At 54.4% G+C, this 19,629-nt stretch carries 17 protein-coding genes and 3 pseudogenes; 6 read left to right on the top strand and 14 right to left on the bottom strand.

Annotated elements, in window-relative coordinates; genetic code table 11:
• Positions 1 to 173 precede the first annotated feature (173 nt).
• The 5 genes and pseudogenes from ACMGF5_RS19995 to ACMGF5_RS19975 form a co-directional block, all read right to left on the bottom strand.
• Positions 174 to 1,994, bottom strand: a complete 1,821-nt coding sequence (locus ACMGF5_RS19995; RefSeq protein WP_182445284.1) for a sigma-54-dependent Fis family transcriptional regulator — start codon at positions 1,992 to 1,994, stop codon at positions 174 to 176.
• A 250-nt stretch (positions 1,995 to 2,244) separates the two neighbouring features.
• Entirely contained in the window at positions 2,245 to 2,994 is a 750-nt protein-coding gene (locus ACMGF5_RS19990; RefSeq protein ID WP_119688842.1) for a glucose 1-dehydrogenase, read from the bottom strand.
• Between the two features lie 216 nt (positions 2,995 to 3,210).
• A pseudogene (locus ACMGF5_RS19985) lies at positions 3,211 to 3,756 on the bottom strand (methyl-accepting chemotaxis protein); the annotation flags it as partial.
• Positions 3,757 to 4,068: 312 nt separating this feature from the next.
• A pseudogene (locus tag ACMGF5_RS19980) lies at positions 4,069 to 5,106 on the bottom strand (HAMP domain-containing protein); the annotation flags it as partial.
• 286 nt (positions 5,107 to 5,392) lie between these two features.
• The gene (locus tag ACMGF5_RS19975; RefSeq protein WP_414157125.1) at positions 5,393 to 5,857 is read right to left on the bottom strand and encodes a 6,7-dimethyl-8-ribityllumazine synthase; all 465 of its coding nucleotides are present in this window, start codon (positions 5,855 to 5,857) and stop codon (positions 5,393 to 5,395) included.
• A gap of 523 nt (positions 5,858 to 6,380) precedes the next feature.
• On the opposite strand from ACMGF5_RS19975, the gene ACMGF5_RS19970 reads away from it, so the two are divergent.
• Positions 6,381 to 6,902, top strand: a complete 522-nt coding sequence (locus ACMGF5_RS19970; RefSeq protein WP_119688839.1) for a flavin reductase family protein — start codon at positions 6,381 to 6,383, stop codon at positions 6,900 to 6,902.
• Between the two features lie 175 nt (positions 6,903 to 7,077).
• Complete coding sequence (locus ACMGF5_RS19965; protein WP_414157124.1) at positions 7,078 to 7,542, top strand: 6,7-dimethyl-8-ribityllumazine synthase; 465 nt, start codon at positions 7,078 to 7,080, stop codon at positions 7,540 to 7,542.
• 65 nt (positions 7,543 to 7,607) lie between these two features.
• On the opposite strand, the gene ACMGF5_RS19960 is transcribed toward ACMGF5_RS19965, so the two are convergent.
• From ACMGF5_RS19960 to ACMGF5_RS19925, 8 genes and pseudogenes are all read right to left on the bottom strand, one after another.
• A complete protein-coding gene (locus ACMGF5_RS19960; RefSeq protein WP_119688837.1) occupies positions 7,608 to 8,252 on the bottom strand; it encodes a TetR/AcrR family transcriptional regulator in 645 nt (214 codons plus the stop codon).
• Between the two features lie 127 nt (positions 8,253 to 8,379).
• Positions 8,380 to 9,846 carry an APC family permease gene (locus tag ACMGF5_RS19955; RefSeq protein WP_182445280.1) on the bottom strand — a complete coding sequence of 489 codons (1,467 nt, stop codon included), beginning with the start codon at positions 9,844 to 9,846 and terminating at the stop codon, positions 8,380 to 8,382.
• A gap of 213 nt (positions 9,847 to 10,059) precedes the next feature.
• Positions 10,060 to 11,298, bottom strand: a complete 1,239-nt coding sequence (locus tag ACMGF5_RS19950; protein WP_414157123.1) for a cytochrome P450 — start codon at positions 11,296 to 11,298, stop codon at positions 10,060 to 10,062.
• 18 nt (positions 11,299 to 11,316) lie between these two features.
• Positions 11,317 to 11,757: a flavodoxin family protein gene (locus ACMGF5_RS19945; protein WP_251962885.1), complete on the bottom strand. Its 441-nt coding sequence runs from the start codon at positions 11,755 to 11,757 to the stop codon at positions 11,317 to 11,319.
• Positions 11,758 to 11,784: 27 nt separating this feature from the next.
• A complete protein-coding gene (locus ACMGF5_RS19940; protein ID WP_286010447.1) occupies positions 11,785 to 13,080 on the bottom strand; it encodes an FAD-dependent oxidoreductase in 1,296 nt (431 codons plus the stop codon).
• A 273-nt stretch (positions 13,081 to 13,353) separates the two neighbouring features.
• Positions 13,354 to 13,791, bottom strand: a pseudogene (locus ACMGF5_RS19935) (transposase); the annotation flags it as partial.
• 117 nt (positions 13,792 to 13,908) lie between these two features.
• Positions 13,909 to 14,166 carry an RHS repeat-associated core domain-containing protein gene (locus tag ACMGF5_RS19930; RefSeq protein WP_286010437.1) on the bottom strand — a complete coding sequence of 86 codons (258 nt, stop codon included), beginning with the start codon at positions 14,164 to 14,166 and terminating at the stop codon, positions 13,909 to 13,911.
• A 134-nt stretch (positions 14,167 to 14,300) separates the two neighbouring features.
• On the bottom strand, positions 14,301 to 15,005 hold the full coding sequence (locus tag ACMGF5_RS19925; RefSeq protein WP_414157122.1) for an NUDIX hydrolase: 705 nt from the start codon (positions 15,003 to 15,005) through the stop codon (positions 14,301 to 14,303).
• Between the two features lie 138 nt (positions 15,006 to 15,143).
• Here ACMGF5_RS19925 and ACMGF5_RS19920 point away from each other — a divergent pair, with 138 nt between their 5' ends.
• The 3 genes from ACMGF5_RS19920 to ACMGF5_RS19910 all read left to right on the top strand — a co-directional run bounded on the left by ACMGF5_RS19920 (position 15,144) and on the right by ACMGF5_RS19910 (position 17,461).
• A complete protein-coding gene (locus ACMGF5_RS19920; RefSeq protein WP_251962397.1) occupies positions 15,144 to 15,794 on the top strand; it encodes a nicotinamidase in 651 nt (216 codons plus the stop codon).
• Positions 15,791 to 16,990 (top strand): nicotinate phosphoribosyltransferase, encoded by a 1,200-nt coding sequence (gene pncB, locus ACMGF5_RS19915; RefSeq protein WP_414157121.1) that lies wholly within the window; start codon positions 15,791 to 15,793, stop codon positions 16,988 to 16,990. The genes ACMGF5_RS19920 and pncB overlap by 4 nt, the downstream gene beginning before the upstream one ends.
• Positions 16,991 to 17,170: 180 nt before the next feature.
• Complete coding sequence (locus ACMGF5_RS19910; protein ID WP_281868783.1) at positions 17,171 to 17,461, top strand: stress-induced protein; 291 nt, start codon at positions 17,171 to 17,173, stop codon at positions 17,459 to 17,461.
• 124 nt (positions 17,462 to 17,585) lie between these two features.
• Here ACMGF5_RS19910 and ACMGF5_RS19905 read toward each other — a convergent pair whose 3' ends face one another.
• On the bottom strand, positions 17,586 to 18,455 hold the full coding sequence (locus tag ACMGF5_RS19905) for a LysR family transcriptional regulator (protein WP_414157120.1): 870 nt from the start codon (positions 18,453 to 18,455) through the stop codon (positions 17,586 to 17,588).
• A 110-nt stretch (positions 18,456 to 18,565) separates the two neighbouring features.
• Between ACMGF5_RS19905 and ACMGF5_RS19900 the strand changes: the two genes are divergently transcribed.
• A complete protein-coding gene (locus tag ACMGF5_RS19900) occupies positions 18,566 to 19,627 on the top strand; it encodes a YeiH family protein (protein ID WP_115275063.1) in 1,062 nt (353 codons plus the stop codon).
• The last annotated feature ends 2 nt before the right edge of the window (positions 19,628 to 19,629 follow it).

Raw genomic sequence — 19,629 nt, 5'->3', positions numbered from 1 at the left:
AGCGCTTGAGGCGTTACTATTCAGCTGCCTACTCCACCCAATTACGCAACCCCATCTCGCCCATACCCCCTTGGGAATAGACCGGGCGATTGATCTTGTGTCTAATCCTCCGAAAGCAACCCAATAAAAAAGGCCACCCTACTGGGCAGCCTTATAGGTACATGAGTCTACATTCAGCATTTTACGCCGATATCGAAGCCTCGGCTGGTATAAGAGTCAATCTTCCTATAGAGAGTCGACCGACCAATCCGAAGGATCTCAGCTGCCCGTAGGCGGTTGCCCCCAGCCTCGACCAAGGCTTCACGGATCTGATCCAGCTCAGCTTTCTGCAGGCGACTCAGTCGACTTCTCGCCAAGGCGCGGCGGTGCAGTTCAGTCAAATCTTCAACTTTGACCTCTCCTCCAGTAGCCTTAAGAGCCGCAGACTCCACTACTTCTTTCAGCTGACGGACATTTCCTGGCCATTCTGCCCCAACCAAGAGCTCCATCAGTCTTGCGCCGGCACGACGTTTTTGCGGCAGCTGGTTCAGGAAATGCTCCACGAGAAGGGGAATATCCTCACGGCGAGTCCTCAACGGCGGCATTTGGATTTCAATGCCCTGCATGCTTGATATTAGCGGCAGCAATTCATCTGTCACCTTCTTAGCCGTCATCACAATGCGAGGCTGAGCCTTGGAAGAGATCAGATCAGCCAATTGATCACGGAAAATCGCTGGCAAGTTCTCCACATCATGCAGTATCAGTGCTGAGCCCTGACTCAGCTCATCGTCGACCTTCTGGAGATCCAACGGGTTATCCAGACTTACCGCACTGCACTCGTAGGTCGAGATATCACTGGACAATTGGCCTGCCACTGCCTCCGCCAGCAATCGCTTGCCGGTTCCGGCCTCTCCAACGATGTAGGCAGGGATTTCGCGGCTAGCAGCGGTTGCAGCGCCTTCAACAGAACGCTTGAAAGTGGAGCTCTTACCAACGATATGCTCGAAGTGTTCCTTGCTAGCGGACGCCCTTGGCACTACTACGCGCGTACGAGATTCAACTTTGCGCAGCCGAATGACCGAGCCCGCTTCACTGTCGCCGGCGGATACAGGACGCACTTGAAGATGAAGCGTTCTGTCCGGGCCACAACAGATTTCGCGCTCCATAGGACGGTCTGTGGCCTGAACTTCCTGCGCGTACCCTGCCAGAACGGCATAGTCGCTCTGATCAAGCAACTGCATGGCGCCTCGACTGGCAATCGTTGTACGACCATCCATCGCCACAACAGCTTCAGATCCCCGTTTGCGTACTTCGCGAAGGTACTCAGCAAGGAGGGACTGTTCTTTGGCTGCCAGTCGAGCAGCTAGCGCACTGGTAATTTCAGAAGCAGCGCCTTGTAGAATCAGCATGATCGAGCGAGGATCCATGCCGACGACTAGGCGCTCTGGGAAAGCAAGGCTCAGCACACCTCTGATTGAACGTCGCAACGGGTCTCGGATTGGCACCGAGGTGCAATACATGTCCTGCAGTGCATCGTTAAAATGCTCAGCCCCCCAGACCTGTACAGCACCACCTTCCTCGATCGCAGTGCCTTCAGAATTGGTGCCGACCTGGTCTTCCGACATACAGCCCCCCAAGATGGGGAAGCATTTTTCTGCACGCCGAACCATCTGGGGATCGCCACGGAAATCTGCGATTGTTCCTATTGAGTCGGAAAGTGTAACGATGCCCTGAGAGTCTATGCACAGACGCTCAAGCTCAGTAAGGATGGGGCTAGCGGAACGTAAAATTTGCTCGTCGATCTGAGGCTTGGCAATGAGCTCCATCGCTTTTTGTGCCGGACTCACCTGGCAGAGAACACTGCGTTGCCATGAGCGGGCAATCACGGGTCTCAATGCGGACAGATCGGTATTGCGAGGGTCATCGAGAAAGTGTTCTCGGAGTGAGATGATGGCAGATTTGCTTAGTGAACCTGCAGCAATTTCATGCTGTCTAGTTGTATTCGTTTGGTTCATGTCGATCCTCCTCCCGGACAGGGTAGTAAGGCATAGCGGGCACATCGCACGCATGATCTGGCGCTGACAGCGAGCAAAGCTACGCAGCAGAGCGACAGTGACGGAATATCCGGTCTGCGACTTTACGTCAATCAGCAGAGCGTGCAGTCCGTCCGACGCGCCTCCACGCTAGGAGGCTCATCAAGGTTTGGAGCGTTAACCTTTAGCCGACGCGAGCCCTGAAAGGCTCGCGCAATAAGCTGTTTGCAAATTACTGAGCGGTGTAACCACCATCGATGTAGAGCTCGGTGCCGGTGACATAGCTGGACTCGTCACAGGCCAGGAACAGTACGCCGTAGCTGACTTCTTCAGAACGAGCAGCACGTTTCATAGGCGTAGCGGCCACAAACGCTTTGACCGACTCTTCGCCTTCTTCTTCGGCCATAGGCGTGAGTACTTGGCCAGGGCAGACGGCGTTCACACGGATGTTGTCCACGACATACTCCATGGCTGCGGCCTTCGTCATCATGCGCACCGCCCCCTTGGAAGCCTGGTAGGAGAACGCGCCCGGGCCCGCGACGGCAGCATTGATAGAGCTGATGTTCACAATCGAGCCTCCGCCTGCACGGCGCATCGCGGGGACGGTGTGTTTAATGCCAAGGAAGACACCTTGCTGATTGATGGAAATCAGCTTGTTCCAGGCACTCAAATCCTCTTGGTCAGCGGGCTTCATGGTGCCGACAATGCCTGCGTTGTTGACCAGAATATCGACTCGTCCCCAGCGACGCTCAGCTTCCGCAACTGCAGTGACCCAATCGGCTTCAGAGGTGACATCCATATGTACGTAGTGGACATCATGGCCGGCATCACGCAGTTGTTGAGCTACCGCCGTACCAGCGGCATCAAGAACGTCAGTCATGAGGACTTTTGCACCTTCCGCTGCGAACAGACGGGTATGGGCTTCACCCTGACCACGTGCTGCACCAGTGATGATGGTGACTTTACCCAATACTCGATTCATTGCTTAACCTCTTCATTTTTATTGGCTGGTGCCGTTTGAACCTACGGGGCCACATTAGCGTTGTGCAGCTCGCTTTACTGTGCCATTTAGGCACAGCACTGACCTGGTGCGAAATCCCACCGACACGCACCAAAACAATACCGCTCAGCCCAGCCCAAAACGGCAAAAATATCACTTTATTCATCAATTTCAGAAGGTTACGAATCGCCTTCGATGTCAGACCCTAAAGTGATCCATGAGCCGCATCTGCTCCACAGTGAGTGCGTTCAACTGTCCTGTCATTTGAGCCGATTGAGTAGCTTGGTTGGTCAGCGATTCGGTCACCGTCCTGATATTGGCTACGTTGCGGTTCACCTCCTCCGCCACGGCGCCCTGCTCCTCCGCAGCGCTTGCGATCTGCAAATTCATGCTCGTGATGACCGAAACCGCCTGCCCAATACGATCCAACGCCTTGAGTGCATCCTGAATGCTACGCGCATTGTCCTGCGCCTTACCCTGACTGTTGTGCATCAACGTAACGACGCTACGCGTGTGGGTTTGGATCTGCTCTACAACGTGGCGGATCTCCTCGACGGAATCTTGAGTCCTGCGCGCCAGAGCCCTGACTTCGTCTGCAACAACAGCAAATCCTCGGCCACTTTCTCCTGCTCTGGCAGCTTCGATGGCAGCATTCAATGCCAGAAGATTGGTTTGCTCTGCGATACCCCGTATAACATCGAGAACCGATCCGATCTGCTCGCTGCTGACGGCAAGCTCCTCAACCTGGATTACGGCTCGACTGACTTCCTCGCACAGATTGGCGATCTCTTCAGTACTCTGCTGAATGATCGTCATACCGTCCTGTGCAGCCTCTTCAGCACCTTGGGCAGCCGTAGCGGCACTTGAAGCGTTGCTTGCGACATCCTGAGCTGTCGCACTCATTTCATTCGAAGCAGTGGCAACCTGGTCGATCTCTCGAAACTGGATTTGCATTCCCTCACTGGTGTCGCGAGCAATTGTCGATGATCGATCAGCCGTCTCCCGTGTCTCGATAATGCTCTGCTTGATATGAGCAACAGTAGGTTGAAGCCTGTCCAAGAATCGGTTGAACCATCCCGCTAGCTCACCTAGTTCATCATGCTTCGAATAGCCCAACCTACGTGTCAGATCACCATCCCCGGTGGCGATATCCTTGAGCATCTCCGCCACTGCATTGATCGGGCGAATCACGCCTGATGCAGTCAGCCATATCAACACCAAGCCAACGAGCGCAGCGCCAAATCCAACAATGAGCGTGTCCCTAACACCTTTTGATTGGGCCTCGTCTAACTGACGCTGCATCGCCAAGGAGTCTTCCAGAAGCGCTTGGCGGGGCACACCCAAAATGACATACCAAGGCTCTGTAGCGTCGGTCAGGCGGACTGGGAAGATGGCTTGCACCTCGTTCCCGATCTCCTCAACACTTGGCGAACTCCGCGTGGCGCTGCCGTGCGCTTTATCTGCTCGCTCTAACCCAATGGAGGAAGGGTTCGCACTATTGGCTGCCACGACCCCGTCATTGGAAGTGATGACGATATAGCTCCGGCCATTGAAAAGCTCAGATGCACTTTTTTGAACGCCAGCCTGCAACGCGACCAAGGACAGATCCACCCCCACCACCGCAACGACAGCACCATTGACCACGACCGGCATAGATATGGATGTCAACAACGCCGTTTCTCCGTTCACGGTGTCTTTGAACGGAGGCTGAAGGCATACGGATCGGGTTGTCTTGGGGCACAGATACCAATTGTTGTACGGAACACCACTGGCATTTAGGTCTCCCCGCCCAAAGTCGGCCTCAGAAATCACTGAGTTGACCGAAGCTCCTCCGTACCGACTCCACTGAGAGGTGAAGCGCCCCTTGCCGTTTCCGCCGTGCTTCAGATCATTCCGGAAGGACGCATCTTGCCCATCCAGGCCATTGGGCTCAAAAACAATCCAGAGCCCCTGTAAACCTATGGATGCATTACGCTCATACAGCTTTTTCAAGGTTTGGTTGAGAAGCTCACGTTGTGCAGCTGCGTCACCACCGTACTGTTCCCATCCCTCTCGTTGGGCCGTCACCTGATCCGCGATAGAAGTGAGCAACATCAAGCTCTGTCCAAAGTGACCGCCCAGAGACCCAGCCTGCTCGCTGGCCTCAGACAGGAGCAAGCTCTTTGCACTCGCGATCATCATCTGTTCGCTAGACTGCGCAATCAGTAAGTTATTTTTCCCTGACATGTGGATATTCATGGATACCACAGCACCGACGGTACACAATAAGCAGAGACCGGCAAGGGCAACAATTTTTACGCGAATGGAAATAGTTTTAAGGGACATATCAGACCTAGTGACAGCAAGCGAAATTAACGATTCAATCACAACCGCGTCATAATCAAATAGGCCAGAGCCTTGCAAGAACGTCTTTCAGCGCAAACAAGGAAGACTTCAACTTTGAAATTTCAAGAGCCGTACTTGCTGCCTCCAGCCCTTTTAAAAAGAACGCTTCAGCATCAAGGGGACGATGATTACGCCCAGTGCGACTCGGCGACTCAAAGATCAACGGAACCATTAACACTTCGGTATCTACACTCACTCTCGTTAACCCCTGAAAAATACCTTTCACAAGGTGCTCCTGGTGCCAGGCCGCCTGCTCATTAACCAGAGCACAAGTAACAATGGCTTTATAGCTACCTGTTTTTGCAAGCATCATTGCGACATGAGGGATCGTAAATACATCCGAGATGACAAAGCAATCGACATGGTCTCTCGGAATCATCTCACAAAAGCCCTCATAGGACTCTTGCGTCAATTCCTTATTAGCTCCGGCCCTTAAAAAAGCATATCCGCCATCTCTCACGAGTCCAGCTCCTATTTATTCTTATGTGGGAATTCAAGTAGCCGGAAGCCTCAAGTGATTCGCTTTACGGCAATCCTGTTCACCACTCGCATTCCATAACCAAATGTCTACGACAGGGGGCAGTCTTGCTCACGCGTACAGCGCCGAACTGTCCCAGCTTGGGTCACTTTTCCGCGCGGTAGACACTCGGGGGAGCTACTGAGGGCGTCGCACCTACTAACGGAGCGTTCCCGCTCTCCTTCACATCGCTCAAACCCACTGATCACCGGCCTTTCTATGGGTTGGCTCAACTTGGGACAGTTCTCATGCACGCTAGTGAGAGAACCTGAGATCAGAGACAAGCCGCTCTCAAGCGCAGCTATCTCAGATTGACGAATGCTTCGGCGGGACATTGCTCCCTTCACCGAGCCGGTTAACTGCCATAGGGCAGCAAGAAAACTCAAAGAAGAATGTGATTTCAGGCGGATTGATCGCGCTACGGCTGCGGAGCAAATCAAACCAGCCAAGTCTGCGGAGGTGAAAAATGTCTGTTGTAGAAAAAATTACCCAAGTGAGTGACGTGGTCGACAAGAATCTGTTCTTGCAAGCAATGTCGATCCTCCCCGGTGCCGTTTCCTTGGTCACCACGGGCCAAGGTGAGAAGCGAATGGGGCTCACCGTTTCGGCACTCTGCAGCCTGTCTGCAGAACCGCCTTCGCTCATCGTCTGCGTAAACAAGAACGCAAGCGCACATGACGAGCTGATCGCTCAAGGAGCCTTTGGTGTCAACGTGCTCAAGCCAAACCAGACTGAGTTTGCCGCGCTGTTCACCCAACGCGGTGTAGACCGCTTCGCGAGTTCCGACTGGGTGGAGCGCGTCACCGGCGCTCCATTGCTGAGCAGCGCCCTTATCGCCTTTGATTGCAAACTGGAACGCGCCATTGACGGTTTCTCCCACACGATCCTGATCGGCACGATCGCCGACATCGTGATGACTCCGGAAGATCCGTCAGAGTGCCTCGTTTGGCATCAACGTCGTTACCGCACCTGCGCTGAAATCGCCTGATTGCTTTAAGCCCTTAACGCCCCTCCTCCAATGCCAATCAAAACGAGCACTGGAGGAGGACAGGGCTAAACGCTGACGGGACTTCATGAAAGGAGCCTCCACCAGCAACTGAATGTACAAGCCCTCGGCAACCCTTAACCGAGGAGATAAACAAGAATTGATGAGGTAGACAAAAATGGCCGCCAATCGTTACGCATTCATCAAAGCTGGCTGGCACAGCGATATCGTTGATCGCGCATTGGAAGGTTTTTGCGAGGTGATCTCCGCCGAGCACGTAGATGTCGTGGATGTTCCAGGAGCTTTTGAACTTCCGCTCATGGCGCAGGAGCTCGCTCTGACTGGTCGATACGCAGCAATTGCGGCTGCAGCATTGGTTGTCGACGGAGGCATCTACCGCCATGACTTCGTAGCACGAGCTGTAGTGGACGGCTTGATGAGAGTCGGGTTGGATACTCAGGTACCAGTGCTCTCCGTATCTCTGACTCCTCACCACTTCCAAGAGACGGATCACCACCGTGAGATCTTCAGCAATCACTTCGTTGAGAAAGGACGCGAAACGGCTCGCGCTGCTGTGAAAATCACTTCAACACGAGCTAAAGCGCTCGGTAAACCACAGCGCAAATTGCAATCTGCCAGCTGAATGCCTTCTAGGCCGCATGAAAACACTCGTGCGGCCTAGAATTAATAATTTAATTTGTAAAACTACTAAATCTCGATAATACGTTGAGACAACCTCAAGCTGTATGCAATCGCCTGATTCAAATTTTCCTCGCTGCCATCCCAAGACCACCACGAATTGATGCAGTCAATAAGCTTTCGCAAAGCTCTAGCCTCTAACATTGTGCATGAGGCTCCTAAATCTTGAGCGATTGAGAAATACATGTAGTCGCAAAAGTCTTCCCAATCCTCGACCTCCCTTCGCAAGTCCTCAGGCAAAGTTTTCGCGATACGATCTGTTGCAACGAGAGCATCCCAAATATCATTTTCAGGGCATTGCAATTGCTGACTAACGTGAAAGCTAATTAGAGTCGACCAGTAGCTATCAGGAGTGCAACACTCTGCGAGAGCAGTTTTGAGCGCGTGCGCAAAACTGTTGTAATGCCAACGCATCGCGGCAGCGACAATTTCCTCACGCCCATCAGGGAAGTGAAAATACATAGTCGGGGGTTTCACGCCGGCCGCAGCGGCTAGGCTACGCATCGAAACATTGGCGATCCCCTCTCGAGTCGCTACAATCAAAAACGACTCTAAAATCACCTGCTTGCCACGAGTCAAACCACTCCAATCAAAAGTATCTAAATACTGTTCAAGGCGCACCAACATTGCCGTAGCATTTTCGGATCCAGGCATACTCTCGCGCCCCCATCTAGAGCTCAAAATACGATTTATCTAGCATATCACCCAGACGCAGTTCAACACTAAATTTTCTTGCAAAAAAAATGGGTGGGCAATACCCACCCAACGCCGAGCGCTGAGATCAGCTATGACTTCTACCTAGCTTCTCAAAAACATGCGGCTTAGCCACCCGATAGTAGCAGGCTAACCCCATGCCCACTATTTGCACGACAGCAAGACTGTATAGCATCCAGGTTCTCTGCCCTGGTTCCCCCCCCACAAGTAATTCGAAATTCTTGGCAACCAGCACTACAAGGACAATGAAGAATACGGAAGAAACAGCTGGAGCTAATAACGATTTAGTCCAACTCGCCCCATCAAACCTTCCCTTGGTAAAGTACCAAGCCAAGGCGGAGAAGTTGACAAAAGTCAGCAGAAATATGACGCCTGATGTACCTACACCTGAAAGCTGACCATAAAGTAGTTCAGGCTGAACGCCCAGCAAAATAAAAGGCATAAGCACAGCAAGAACCAAAATCGAGACGGTAATGGATGCTTTGTAAGGAGATGCGTGTCTCGGATGTACCTGCCTAAGAAGCTCTGGCAGCGCTCCATCAGTTCCCAGATTGTAGAGATAGCGGGAAAGCACGTTGTGAATCGAAAGAATACATGCAAATGCAGAAACCAGAATAAGACCTGATACCAAAATCCGATAACGACCGCCTACGAATTTCTCGAAAGCAGATGAAAACATAGTTGCTGGATTAGCAGAGGCAACATCTTGAGCACTCGAACCATAGGACATGATTAACGCATAAGCGCAGACAGTATAAATCAGACCTATAAATACAATGGCTCCGTAAGTGGCCATTGGAATGGTTCGATCTGGCAGCCTAACCTCATCCCGAAACAACGCCGTGGCTTCAAAGCCCATGAAGAACGACACAACGAAAAGCATTGCAAATGGTAAATTTACATTCGGCTTCGATAGTTCGCCAGGGGTGAACGGAACACCAGCACCCAAAGAGGATCCTCCTCCACCGTCAAAAACACCAAACACAAAAACCAGACAAACTAATATTTCAGCAACCATTACCCAAGTCAGGACTTTTGCTGAAAGTTCGACATTTAAATAACCAAGAACACCTACCGCCAGCCAGCAGCCCAATGAGTACCAGTACCAAGGTAAAGCGTGCCCAGAGATTTCCTTATGGAAATCAGCACATGAAACTCCAAAATAGGCCGCTACGCCAGTCAAAATAACGAAGTAGGACACTGCCGCCATCAAGCCCGACCCTAAGCCAGCCTCCTTCCCGAGCCCATAGCTGATAAAAGAGTAAAAATCACCCGGACGTTTGACAGCAGCATTTAGAGTCACATAGCCAACCCCAAAAATCAGGATCATTACGGTGACAAGTATAAAGGCCAGCGGACTAGAAACTCCACCGAAGGACAAAGCCACTGGAATATAACCAGAGACCGTAGTAAGAGGTGCTGAGAATGCGAGCACGGTAAGTGCCAGACTGAATGCCCCCATTTGACCAGTTAGCTTTGCATGCCCCGAGGACGAAGCGTGCCCCAAGACCTTGGCCTCCGCAGTAATCGCCATGCTGATTCTCCTATTGAGAATTTTGGTTAACATAATTTGGCAGAGATTATTACTAGGGATTATTATTTATTAGCGCAGATTTGAGTAGATTTCATTCAGCAAGATTAGAAATGCCTGCTGTAAATACTCTGCGATGAGAGCCCTTCCCTGACGCAACGTGCTTGACAGATTATTCATATCGCCATCTATCATCCAATCAAACACCACGAATCGCTACCCAGAACGACCTCTACGAGCAAGAAATGAACCAACATCGCAGTAAAATTTTTGATACTTCTTGAAAATCAAGGGAAGTGTTAGATAGTTTCGAATTCGATCATCATGCAGCGTGACCGGGTCTTCAGCTAATTCAATACTGGTGAAACTTTCGGCAATGACATTCAGAGACGCTTCAATCTCTGCTCTACTGATAACCTGGCCTGCGCACGCATGGACGCCGATACCGAACGACACATGCTGGCTGGCCTCTTGAGGACGCTTGTGATCGAATTGGTTAGGCCGTTTGAACACCGCCTCATCACGATTGACTGCGGCAGTCATAAATCGGATGCAAGAGCCAGCAGGAATCTTTACTCCCCGAATTTCCACTTCTTCGGTAGGGTAACGCGTGAATGACTGCTCTGGCGGGTTTAATCTAATGAACTCGTTAATCATCGCCTGCCGAGATTCTGGTTCATTCCGATAGAGGGCGAACAAATGCGGCTCTCTTGCAAAGTGCTCCAGAATCGATGCTAGGACATATGCCGGATTTGGCGCACCCGAGAAATAGAATAACACTAGGGTTTGAATTACCTCTTCCGGAGTCATATCTCCTGAGGCTTCGAGAGCCAACATCGCATCCAACAAACCATCCCCTGGACTCTTTCTCTTCTCTTCAATCATGCTTTTGCATTTAGAGAACAACCAATCAAACCCTTCACGCGCTCGATCTTTATCCGCTTGGGTGGCAGCCGGAGTCTGCATCCCTACAATCTTCAAGGAGTTGAGAGTTGCGATCTCGATATCATCTTCAGCAATCCCCAAAACTCGGCACATCGTGATATGGGTCGGCACAACACAAATATGGTGGTGTGCTTCGATGTATCCATCAGCCTCAATAAAATTTAGGGCCTCTCGAGTCACATCAGTAGTATGTTTGATCCATTCCCTCACCAGCTTGGGTGTAAACCACTTATTTGTATGCCTACGCAGGGCGGTATGTTTAGGCGGATCGTAAAAAAGCACAGTATCCAAGAACACATGCCAATGATGAGGTTTAACCCAATCAGGCTCTACCATGCTCATGGCAGGATGTTTCACATACTCGATGTAATCTTCGTATCGCGAGACAATATAAGTGTGCTCATTTTCTTTGTAAATTGGATATTCGCGCTGCAATCGTGCGTACCAAGGGTAAGGGTTCCGGCGAAAATCAGGGTTTGCCCAAGGCAGCACTTCATGAGTAATGTTCATGTTTCTTCCCAACCACTATCAGTTAAAGACTTTGTCGACCCAGCCTTGCGCTACGGATGTGACCGATTTTCCAGTCGCCGCGTCATGTCGCCCCGTCTCACCTACTTGACTGGCTCCTAGGTCGATTAGCTTTGCAGCCACGATATCGATCGCATTATTAAACTTGGAGTAGGTGCTATCACCCAAACCAAAAGCATAGAACGCAACATCGCTCAAATCAGGCTGAGCCTCTACTAGATCTGCATAAAAAGGTGCTGTAGTTTCAGGAAGTTCTCCTTCACCGTAGGTGGAGGTCACAACTACCAATTGTCCCACTGCGAGCAGATCATCCGCAGAAATGTCCTCCATGGATTTAACAACTGCTATCGCACCACGCGAATTCAGAGACGACGCAATATCATCCGCTGCCATTTCGGCATTTCCACTTTCAGTACCGAAAGCAATTAAAATATTCGACATATCTTTACCTCTCAGGATCCAACCGAATCAGTCAACCAACTTTTCTGACACAGCGATGACTTTAATGTCATCACCGCTCTGGGCAATTTTTAGCATTGCTCTAATCTCGGTGACTTTCTCGCGACACCGTGTTGGCTTGGCATAGGCCCGCTCATGCCGATCTATACGAAGCCATCCTTGATGATTTACCACACCGATAGGTAATTCATGAACAATAGAAATCAACCCAAGTTTTCTAGCTTGCACAATGCCAGCCTCATAATCAGAAACAATCTGATCTGATACTGCTTTAGCATCTTTGCGATTTTCTGCCACGGTACCTTTAGGGCCTCGTCTAAGCCAACCCACACGATAAACTCCGTCGTATGCTTGGTCTTCAAATGGGACAGTAGACTTACGTGCACACCCATTATTAAATCCAATGGCTGTCACCACTGTGTCAAACATCATTTCGGCTCGAAGTCCGGTCAGTCGATCGACAAGCGAGACTTTTGCTAAACCACGTTCCTCATTGACTTCCACAGGAATCGCATTGAACATGAAGTTTATAGACAAACGAGAGGCGCCTCGGCCTACTTCCTTCTCAGAAGCCAACTTAAGTAGTTGTGCGATCGGGCCATGATCATCCTCACTAATTCCCTGAGCACGAATGGCAACCCCAGGCAAGCTGAGCAATTCGGCCATCATTGATTCATCACATTTAGCGTCGGAAGCACTCGACCTGCTGATGAGTGTTAAGCAGTTAACTTCTTCCGTACCCAGAGCATTCCTAATTTCATCGGCGATATCTGACCCCACGAGATCGACATCCGATTTTGCGACCATCCGAAGAACATCAATTGCAACATTCCCACTTCCAATAACTGCGACATTTCTTCCAAGCTTCCGAATGGTGCCGTCGACTACCTTAGGTAGGCTGGCTCTTGGATGCCCGTTTAGAGCCTTAAGCAAGCTTCCCGCACCTACAACTGCCGCTTGGGGATGCACTGGAATATCCAAGGCTGCATCATTATTCAGGCCGGTTGCCAAGACGACGATATCGAATGACTCGGTCAGCTTCGCATAGGAAATGTCCCGCCCGATGCTCACATTTCCCCTGAACTCGACACCACCCTTCTCGAACATGCGCTCGAACTGCTGAATGACCGCTTTAGATCCCTGATGATCGGCAGCCACCCCATAGCGAATGAGTCCGTAAGGAACTGGTAAGGCCTCAAAAATAGTGATCTGTGCTCCTGCCCATTTTTTTTGAAGAAATTGGGCCACGTAGCAACCTGAGGGCCCACTTCCTACGATGGCTACGGTTGGGAAACACGCTGTCATCTAACTTCTCCCCTTGAACCTCGAGCCTCGATAGGGCCCCGATGTCGTTGAACCTGACCTGCCGAAACCGCACGAACATTCGTTCGGTTTTCTTGGGTACAGCAAGGTATATGCCAAGCTGCATTCACTGCATAGGAGGTTACATTTTCATAGGGAAGATGACGCTTACTGCCCTCATTCCGAGCGTAGGGCTTTATCCATGTGAGCTTTTGGTGCATCACAGGCAATCAGAATGGACGGATTTATTGCGCCTCGCTCAGAGCGAGGAAAGGGCAGGCACCACTCGTCGTTCTGCTCCAGCAACATCGCGCCTACCAGCCGTGTGATGGCCGGATCGTTGGGGAAAATCCCCACGACATCAGTGCGGCGCTTGATTTCAGCGTTGAGCCGTTCCAGCGGGTTGGTGCTGTGTAACTGCTGCCGGTGCGCCTCGGGAAACGCCATGTGAGCCAGCACTTCATCCTCGCAGCCGTCCATGAGCGTCGCGATCTTCGGGTACTTTTCGCGCAGTTGATCGGCGACCAACCGCCATTGCTGATGGCATTCGGCACGGCTGTCCTGGGCGAAGACCGTGCGCAGCAGCGCCGCTACCATGGTGCGGTGACCTTTGCCGACGTGGGCCATGGCATTGCCCATGAAATGCACACGGCAGCGCTGCCTGGTCGCGTTGAATACCTTGGAAACAGCCGCCTTGAGCCCTTCGTGGGCGTCATAGCGGGCTTGGTCATCGTGGTTCTCTTGGTTAAGGTTAAGTCCGCAAACTCAACGTTAGCCACGAACCACGATGACCATTCTCTATCGCCCGCAGGGCGCCTTCGGTTGGTTCAGTTACACCACTTCCCGGGTCATGACCGCCCAAAATGGGCTCAAGGCGTCAGGGCTGGTGAATCTTCTGATTGGTGGTGCATACCATCGATGGCCATTGCCCAACGGATAGAAACCGCTCGCGGGATCAAGCTTCTGCCCAACGAACCCTATCATCGGCGCCCGTTGGACAATAGCGGAAGAGCCATAAGGCGAGTAGGTTATCTTGCAAGTCTCGCCGCCATCCGATGCCAGCGTCTGTTTTCGATCAAGGTCGTTCACTCTGGCGTCAGACTGTGCAGAGTTATTCAAGCTACTCCGAAGTTCAACGAACTGCCCACTGGCAGTTTTATCAGGTCGCTCTTCCCGTCCGCCATAAGTGAGCCAAGTTCACAATCACAGAACGGTCCAGGCCATCAGGCACCTTCCGGCAGTAAGCTACGGTCGAACATGAACGGCCGATCTCCCTGCGGCGTATATTGATACAACTGCTGGGGCCTGCCGAGCCGCGGCTGATTCTTCTCCCCCGTATCACGCACCCAACCCAGCTCACGCAGGCGCTCCAGGCGCTTGCGCAGCGAGGTGTTGTTCACGGCCTGGCCCAGGCACGCCTGCACCGCCCCCAATGCATCGAGCACCGTGAACTTCTCGGCCAGCAGGTTCAGCGGCAGGCTGCTGTACACCGTCTTGCTCGCCAGCCGCTCGCGGGCGCGCTCCACCAGCAGGTTGTGATCGAACGGAAGCAGGACTTTGCGGCCCAACACACTGGCCAGGTCAAAAAAGGCCAACTGGTCACCCTCAACCTGCTGCCGGGGGTCAAGCAAGGCCAGGTAATAGGTGCTCAACGACCAGCCGCGCGGGTCGCGGAAAGCATTGCCTTCAGTACCTACCTGCTCCAGGTAACGCGGCAGCACCCGGGCCTTCTCGCCTAGCGCGCGCTCGGCAGCAGCCTCCAGGCTGATGTCCGGGATGCGGCCATTGACGAGCACGCCGGGCAGAGCCCACTGAGCGGCATGGGGCTCGCGCTCGCGGCGATGCAACAACACTTGCAGATGCTGGGCTTCGGGGGCCAGGCGCAGCGCGACGATATCGACGCTGGCCAGGACTTCGGCTGTACTCACTAAAAGGCTCCACTGCTCAATGACGCAATATTCCACCAGAGCGCTTAACTGGGGCAAGCATCTATGACTGCAGGACGTGTGCTTGACACACTTATATCACCAGGTGGATTATATAGCCAGACCAGCGAGGAGAGCCCCATGAAAATCGCCAGTTTCGATGTCGACGCGCAAAACGGCTTCACCGCCAATGCCCCACAGGAATTGCCGGTGCCCGAAGGCAATGAAATCGCCGCCGACCTCAACACCATGGCCCTGCGCGCCGACCTGCGCCTGGGCAGCAAGGACGCGCACCCGGCCAATGCCGCGTGGGTGGTCACAGAACCTGGGCAAATGCTGCAACCGCTGACGCTGGCCAATGCCGACCTGACCTGGGTAAGCCACTGCGTGCCGGGCACGCCGGGCTTCGAACTGCTGCCAGGCCTGCCCGCCCCCATCGATTACGACTACTTCATATGGAAAGGCGTCGAACCCGACCTGCATCCCTACGGTGCCTGCTACCACGACCTGGCCGAGCGCCGCTCAACGGGCGTCATCGAATACCTCAAGGTGCAGCAGGTGGCGGCGGTGATCGTCGGTGGGCTGGCTCTGGACTACTGCGTCAAGACCACCGCCCGGCAGTTGCGCCAGGCGGGCTTCCAGGTACTCCTGTACTTGCCTGCCTGCCGCGCCCTGACCCAGGAAGGCGCCATTAGCGCGTGCGGCGCACTGGCCGCCGAGGGCGTCATCCTCTGCGGCGACGAGGCCGCGCTCGACCACCAGCTCTCTCTGATCAAGGAAGACCGCCCATGAGCGAAGGCGTTTTCGGCCCACGAATCATCCAGAACCTGCTCGACACCGACTTCTACAAGATCACCATGATGCAGGCGGTGCTGCACAACTACCCCAACGCCGAGGTGGAATGGGAGTTTCGCTGCCGTAACGGCGAGGACCTCTCGCCTTACCTGGCTGAAATTCGCTATCAGGTGGAGCAACTGGCAGACGTCACAGTCACCCACGACCAACTGGCGTATCTGGAGAAAATTCCGTTTATCAAGCCGGACTTCATCCGCTTCCTAAGCCTGTTCCGCTTCAACCTGCGCTATGTCCAGGTCGGCCTGGATGACGCCGGGCAACTGGCGATCCGTGTACGCGGGCCGTGGCTGCACGTGATTCTCTACGAGATCCCGTTGCTGGCGATCATCAGCGAGGTACGCAACCGCTACCGCCATCGCGAAGTGGTGATGGAGCAGGTGGGCGAGCGGCTATACCAGAAACTGGACTGGCTCAAGGCCCACGCCAGTGCCGACGAGCTGGCGGGCTTGCAGCTGGCTGATTTCGGTACCCGGCGGCGCTTCTCGTACCGTGTACAGGAAACCGTGGTACATACCCTCAAACGCGATTTCCCGGGGCGCTTCGTCGGCACCAGCAACGTGCACCTGGCCCGCGAATACGAGCTCAAGCCCATCGGTACCATGGCCCACGAATGGTTCATGGCCCACCAGCAACTCGGCCCGCGCCTGGTCGACAGCCAGGCTGCCGCGCTTGAGTGCTGGGTACGCGAATACCGTGGGTTGCTGGGCATCGCGCTGACCGACTGCATCACCATGGACGCGTTCATGGTCGATTTCGACCTGTACTTTGCCAAGCTGTTCGATGGCCTGCGCCACGACTCGGGCGACCCGCTGGCCTGGGCCGAAAAGGCCATCGCCCACTACCAGAAACTGGGCATCGACCCGCAGAGTAAAACGCTGATCTTTTCCGATGGCCTGGACTTCGCCAAGACGCTTGGGCTGTACCGCGCCTTGCACGGGCGCATCAATGTGAGTTTTGGCATCGGCACCAACCTCACCTGCGATATTCCCGGCGTCAAGCCCATGAACATGGTGATCAAGATGACGGCCTGCAACGGCGCGCCGGTGGCCAAGATCAGTGACAGCCCAGGCAAGACCCAGTGCCGCGATGAGAACTTCGTGGCGTACCTTAAACATGTATTCAAAGTGGCTTGAGCACTGTCATATACACCGCCCGGCCTATTGGCCAAGCGGCTTTTACGGCACAATACATCTGCCTTCACATTCATTCGCGCACCCCGTCCGGTATTAAAAAAGTAGAGGGAGCGGGTGCCTTGCACCTGGCGTCCGAATTAAACACAGCCTTTTCTGTGTGAATTCACGAGGTGCAAGATCATGGCTAACGATCAAGGCAAAAGTGGACAACAAGGCGGCACTCCCCAGCACAACCCGGACCAGGTCTCTAACGACCCGAAAAAACCGTGGGACACAGGGCATCAAGGCGGCCAGATGCCAGAAGACAAGTGGGAAAACGACCCGCAACGCTCAGGGGGTGGTACACAACAAGGCGCAACGGGTGGCCATGGCTCTGGGAGCCGTGCCGGTACCGATGTCGAACAAGGCATGGATTCCGACCCTCAACTCGATGACGAAGAAGACAGCGGCATGAACAAGGACGATCGCTGATCCCATATGGCCAGGGTTGATGGAACACCCTGGCCATTAACATCTGGCGCGCAACCTCCCCGTCAGCGCCGGCGCGACCTGACTGCTAAAGCAAGTGACTGGTTTACCCTGCCGGACATGAGTGTCATGTACACAACGCCATGAACCGTGCCGCCGCCCGCGAGGGCGTGGCCGCATGCGGCAGCAGAATGGAAAAGTGCCTGACCAACGGCTGCGGGGCGATGTGCAATCGCTGCAGTGCGCCCCCCTCATGCCTGATCGACATCGCCGAAACGAAGCCAATGCCCATCCCCGCCCGTACGGCCTCCTTCACCCCTTCGACGCCGGCAATTTCCAAGGCTACGCGCATGGCCACGCCACTGCGCGCAAACGCCCGTTCAACGATCTGCCGAACCCCGGAGCCGCTTTCACGCAGCACCAAGGGGTAGCTGCCCAAGGCTTCCAGCGTCTGACCCGCCTGATTGGCCAACGGGTGAGCGCTGGGCACGATGGCGACGATTTCGTCCTCACGCCACGGCGTGACACCCGTGCCCAGAGGCAGCTCCTGCCCGGGCGGGCCTTCGATCAGGGCGATGTCCACATTGCCCAGCGCCGAGACGATCTCTGCGGTATTGCCGTGCAAGGTGCTCACCTGCACCTCGGGGTATTGCGCATGGAAGTCGGCGATCAGGTAAGGCAGCAGGTAGCTGGCGGGCGTAGTGCTGGCACCGATGCGCAAGGTGCCGCGCTCCAGCCCGCGCATGGCGTCGCGCAGTGCCTGGGCCTGGCGAAAGGTATCACGCAGGCGTTCGGCATGGGCCAGCAGCTGCTCGCCGGCCGCAGTAAGCCGCACGCCGCGGCCGGCACGCTGGTACAGAGGCTCGCCGAATGCGTCCTGCAGCAGCTTGAGCTGGCCAGAGACAGCCGGCTGCGACAGATGCAAGGCCAACGCCGCATGGCTGATGTTGCCATGCTCGGCAACGGTGGCAAACGTTATCAGCTGTTCCGGGGTCATGAATGCAAAATATCAGCTAAACGGATATTTTCCATCCTGAATTACGATTTTTTATAAGCTTATAACCAAATTAAAGTAGGCCCTGTCGATTCACCGTCCGGAGGACTCACATGGCCACGGTACCGTCCAACCCTGCCTTTGCCCCTACCCTCTCTACCCGAGGGCGGCTCAACGGCATCCTGTTCGTCGCATTGTTCGCGTTCGCCGTCACCCAACTGGCGGCCGTGCCCGTTATCGCCAACCTGGGCATCAGCCCGCTGATCGTCGGCATCGTCGCCGGAGCCCTTTACGGCAACGCCCTGCGTGATGGCGTACCGGCCAGCTGGGCGGCGGGTATCAATTTTTCTGCCCGCGGGCTACTGCGCATCGCGGTGGCCTTCTTCGGCCTGCGTGTCAGCCTGCAGGAAATCGCCGAAGTCGGCTGGTCAGGCCTTGCGGTCTCGCTGCTGGTGGTGGTCAGCACCCTGCTGATCGGCCTGTGGTGTGGCATGAAGCTGCTCAAGCTGGACCGCGATACCGCCTTGTTGACCGCCGCCGGTAGCGCCATTTGCGGCGCCGCAGCAGTGCTGGCCTTCGAATCGGCGCTGCGCAGCGCACCGCACAAGAGTGCCATGGCAGTGGGCAGCGTGGTGCTGTTCGGCACCCTGTCGATGTTCCTGTACCCGCTACTGATCAACAGCGGCTGGCTGCACCTCGATACCCTGGGTGCCGGCCTATTCCTGGGCGGCACCGTTCATGAGGTTGCCCAGGTGGTGGGCGCGGCAAGCAATGTCAGCCCCGAGGCCACGCACATCGCTACCATCGTCAAGATGACCCGGGTGATGCTGTTGGTGCCGGTACTGCTGGTGGTGGGTGTCTGGATCAGCCGTACCCGGCTGCCGGGCCAGGCACAAGGCAACGGTCGCATCGCCATGCCCTGGTTCGCCTTTGGCTTCCTCGCGCTGGTGTTGGTGAACTCGCTGCAAGTATTGCCAGGCAGCGTGATCCAAGCGGTCAACAGCCTGGACACCTTCGCCCTGACCATGGCCATGACCGCACTGGGCATGGAGACACGCTTGAGCCAGATCCGCCAGGCTGGCCCGCGGGCACTGGTGACCGGGGCGATTCTCAACCTGTGGCTGCTCGGTGGCGGGCTGGCGATTACGCTGGGTGTGCAAAAGCTCTTCGCATGACT

The sequence above is a fragment of the Pseudomonas sp. BNK-15 genome (assembly GCF_047456105.1).
Lineage (GTDB): Bacteria > Pseudomonadota > Gammaproteobacteria > Pseudomonadales > Pseudomonadaceae > Aquipseudomonas > Aquipseudomonas putida_E.
This window is presented reverse-complemented; position numbering and strand designations above follow the sequence as displayed.

Bases quoted from the DNA above. Each gene is read 5' to 3' on its own strand.
- ACMGF5_RS19950 (WP_414157123.1), bottom strand. From the start codon at position 11,298: ATGAACATTACTCATGAAGTGCTGCCTTGGGCAAACCCTGATTTTCGC.
- ACMGF5_RS19910 (WP_281868783.1), top strand. From the start codon at position 17,171: ATGGCTAACGATCAAGGCAAAAGTGGACAACAAGGCGGCACTCCCCAG.
- pncB (WP_414157121.1), top strand. From the start codon at position 15,791: ATGAGCGAAGGCGTTTTCGGCCCACGAATCATCCAGAACCTGCTCGAC.
- ACMGF5_RS19965 (WP_414157124.1), top strand. From the start codon at position 7,078: ATGGCCGCCAATCGTTACGCATTCATCAAAGCTGGCTGGCACAGCGAT.
- ACMGF5_RS19945 (WP_251962885.1), bottom strand. From the start codon at position 11,757: ATGTCGAATATTTTAATTGCTTTCGGTACTGAAAGTGGAAATGCCGAA.
- ACMGF5_RS19990 (WP_119688842.1), bottom strand. From the start codon at position 2,994: ATGAATCGAGTATTGGGTAAAGTCACCATCATCACTGGTGCAGCACGT.
- ACMGF5_RS19960 (WP_119688837.1), bottom strand. From the start codon at position 8,252: ATGCCTGGATCCGAAAATGCTACGGCAATGTTGGTGCGCCTTGAACAG.
- ACMGF5_RS19905 (WP_414157120.1), bottom strand. From the start codon at position 18,455: ATGACCCCGGAACAGCTGATAACGTTTGCCACCGTTGCCGAGCATGGC.
- ACMGF5_RS19900 (WP_115275063.1), top strand. From the start codon at position 18,566: ATGGCCACGGTACCGTCCAACCCTGCCTTTGCCCCTACCCTCTCTACC.
- ACMGF5_RS19920 (WP_251962397.1), top strand. From the start codon at position 15,144: ATGAAAATCGCCAGTTTCGATGTCGACGCGCAAAACGGCTTCACCGCC.
- ACMGF5_RS19940 (WP_286010447.1), bottom strand. From the start codon at position 13,080: ATGACAGCGTGTTTCCCAACCGTAGCCATCGTAGGAAGTGGGCCCTCA.
- ACMGF5_RS19955 (WP_182445280.1), bottom strand. From the start codon at position 9,846: ATGGCGATTACTGCGGAGGCCAAGGTCTTGGGGCACGCTTCGTCCTCG.
- ACMGF5_RS19995 (WP_182445284.1), bottom strand. From the start codon at position 1,994: ATGAACCAAACGAATACAACTAGACAGCATGAAATTGCTGCAGGTTCA.
- ACMGF5_RS19970 (WP_119688839.1), top strand. From the start codon at position 6,381: ATGTCTGTTGTAGAAAAAATTACCCAAGTGAGTGACGTGGTCGACAAG.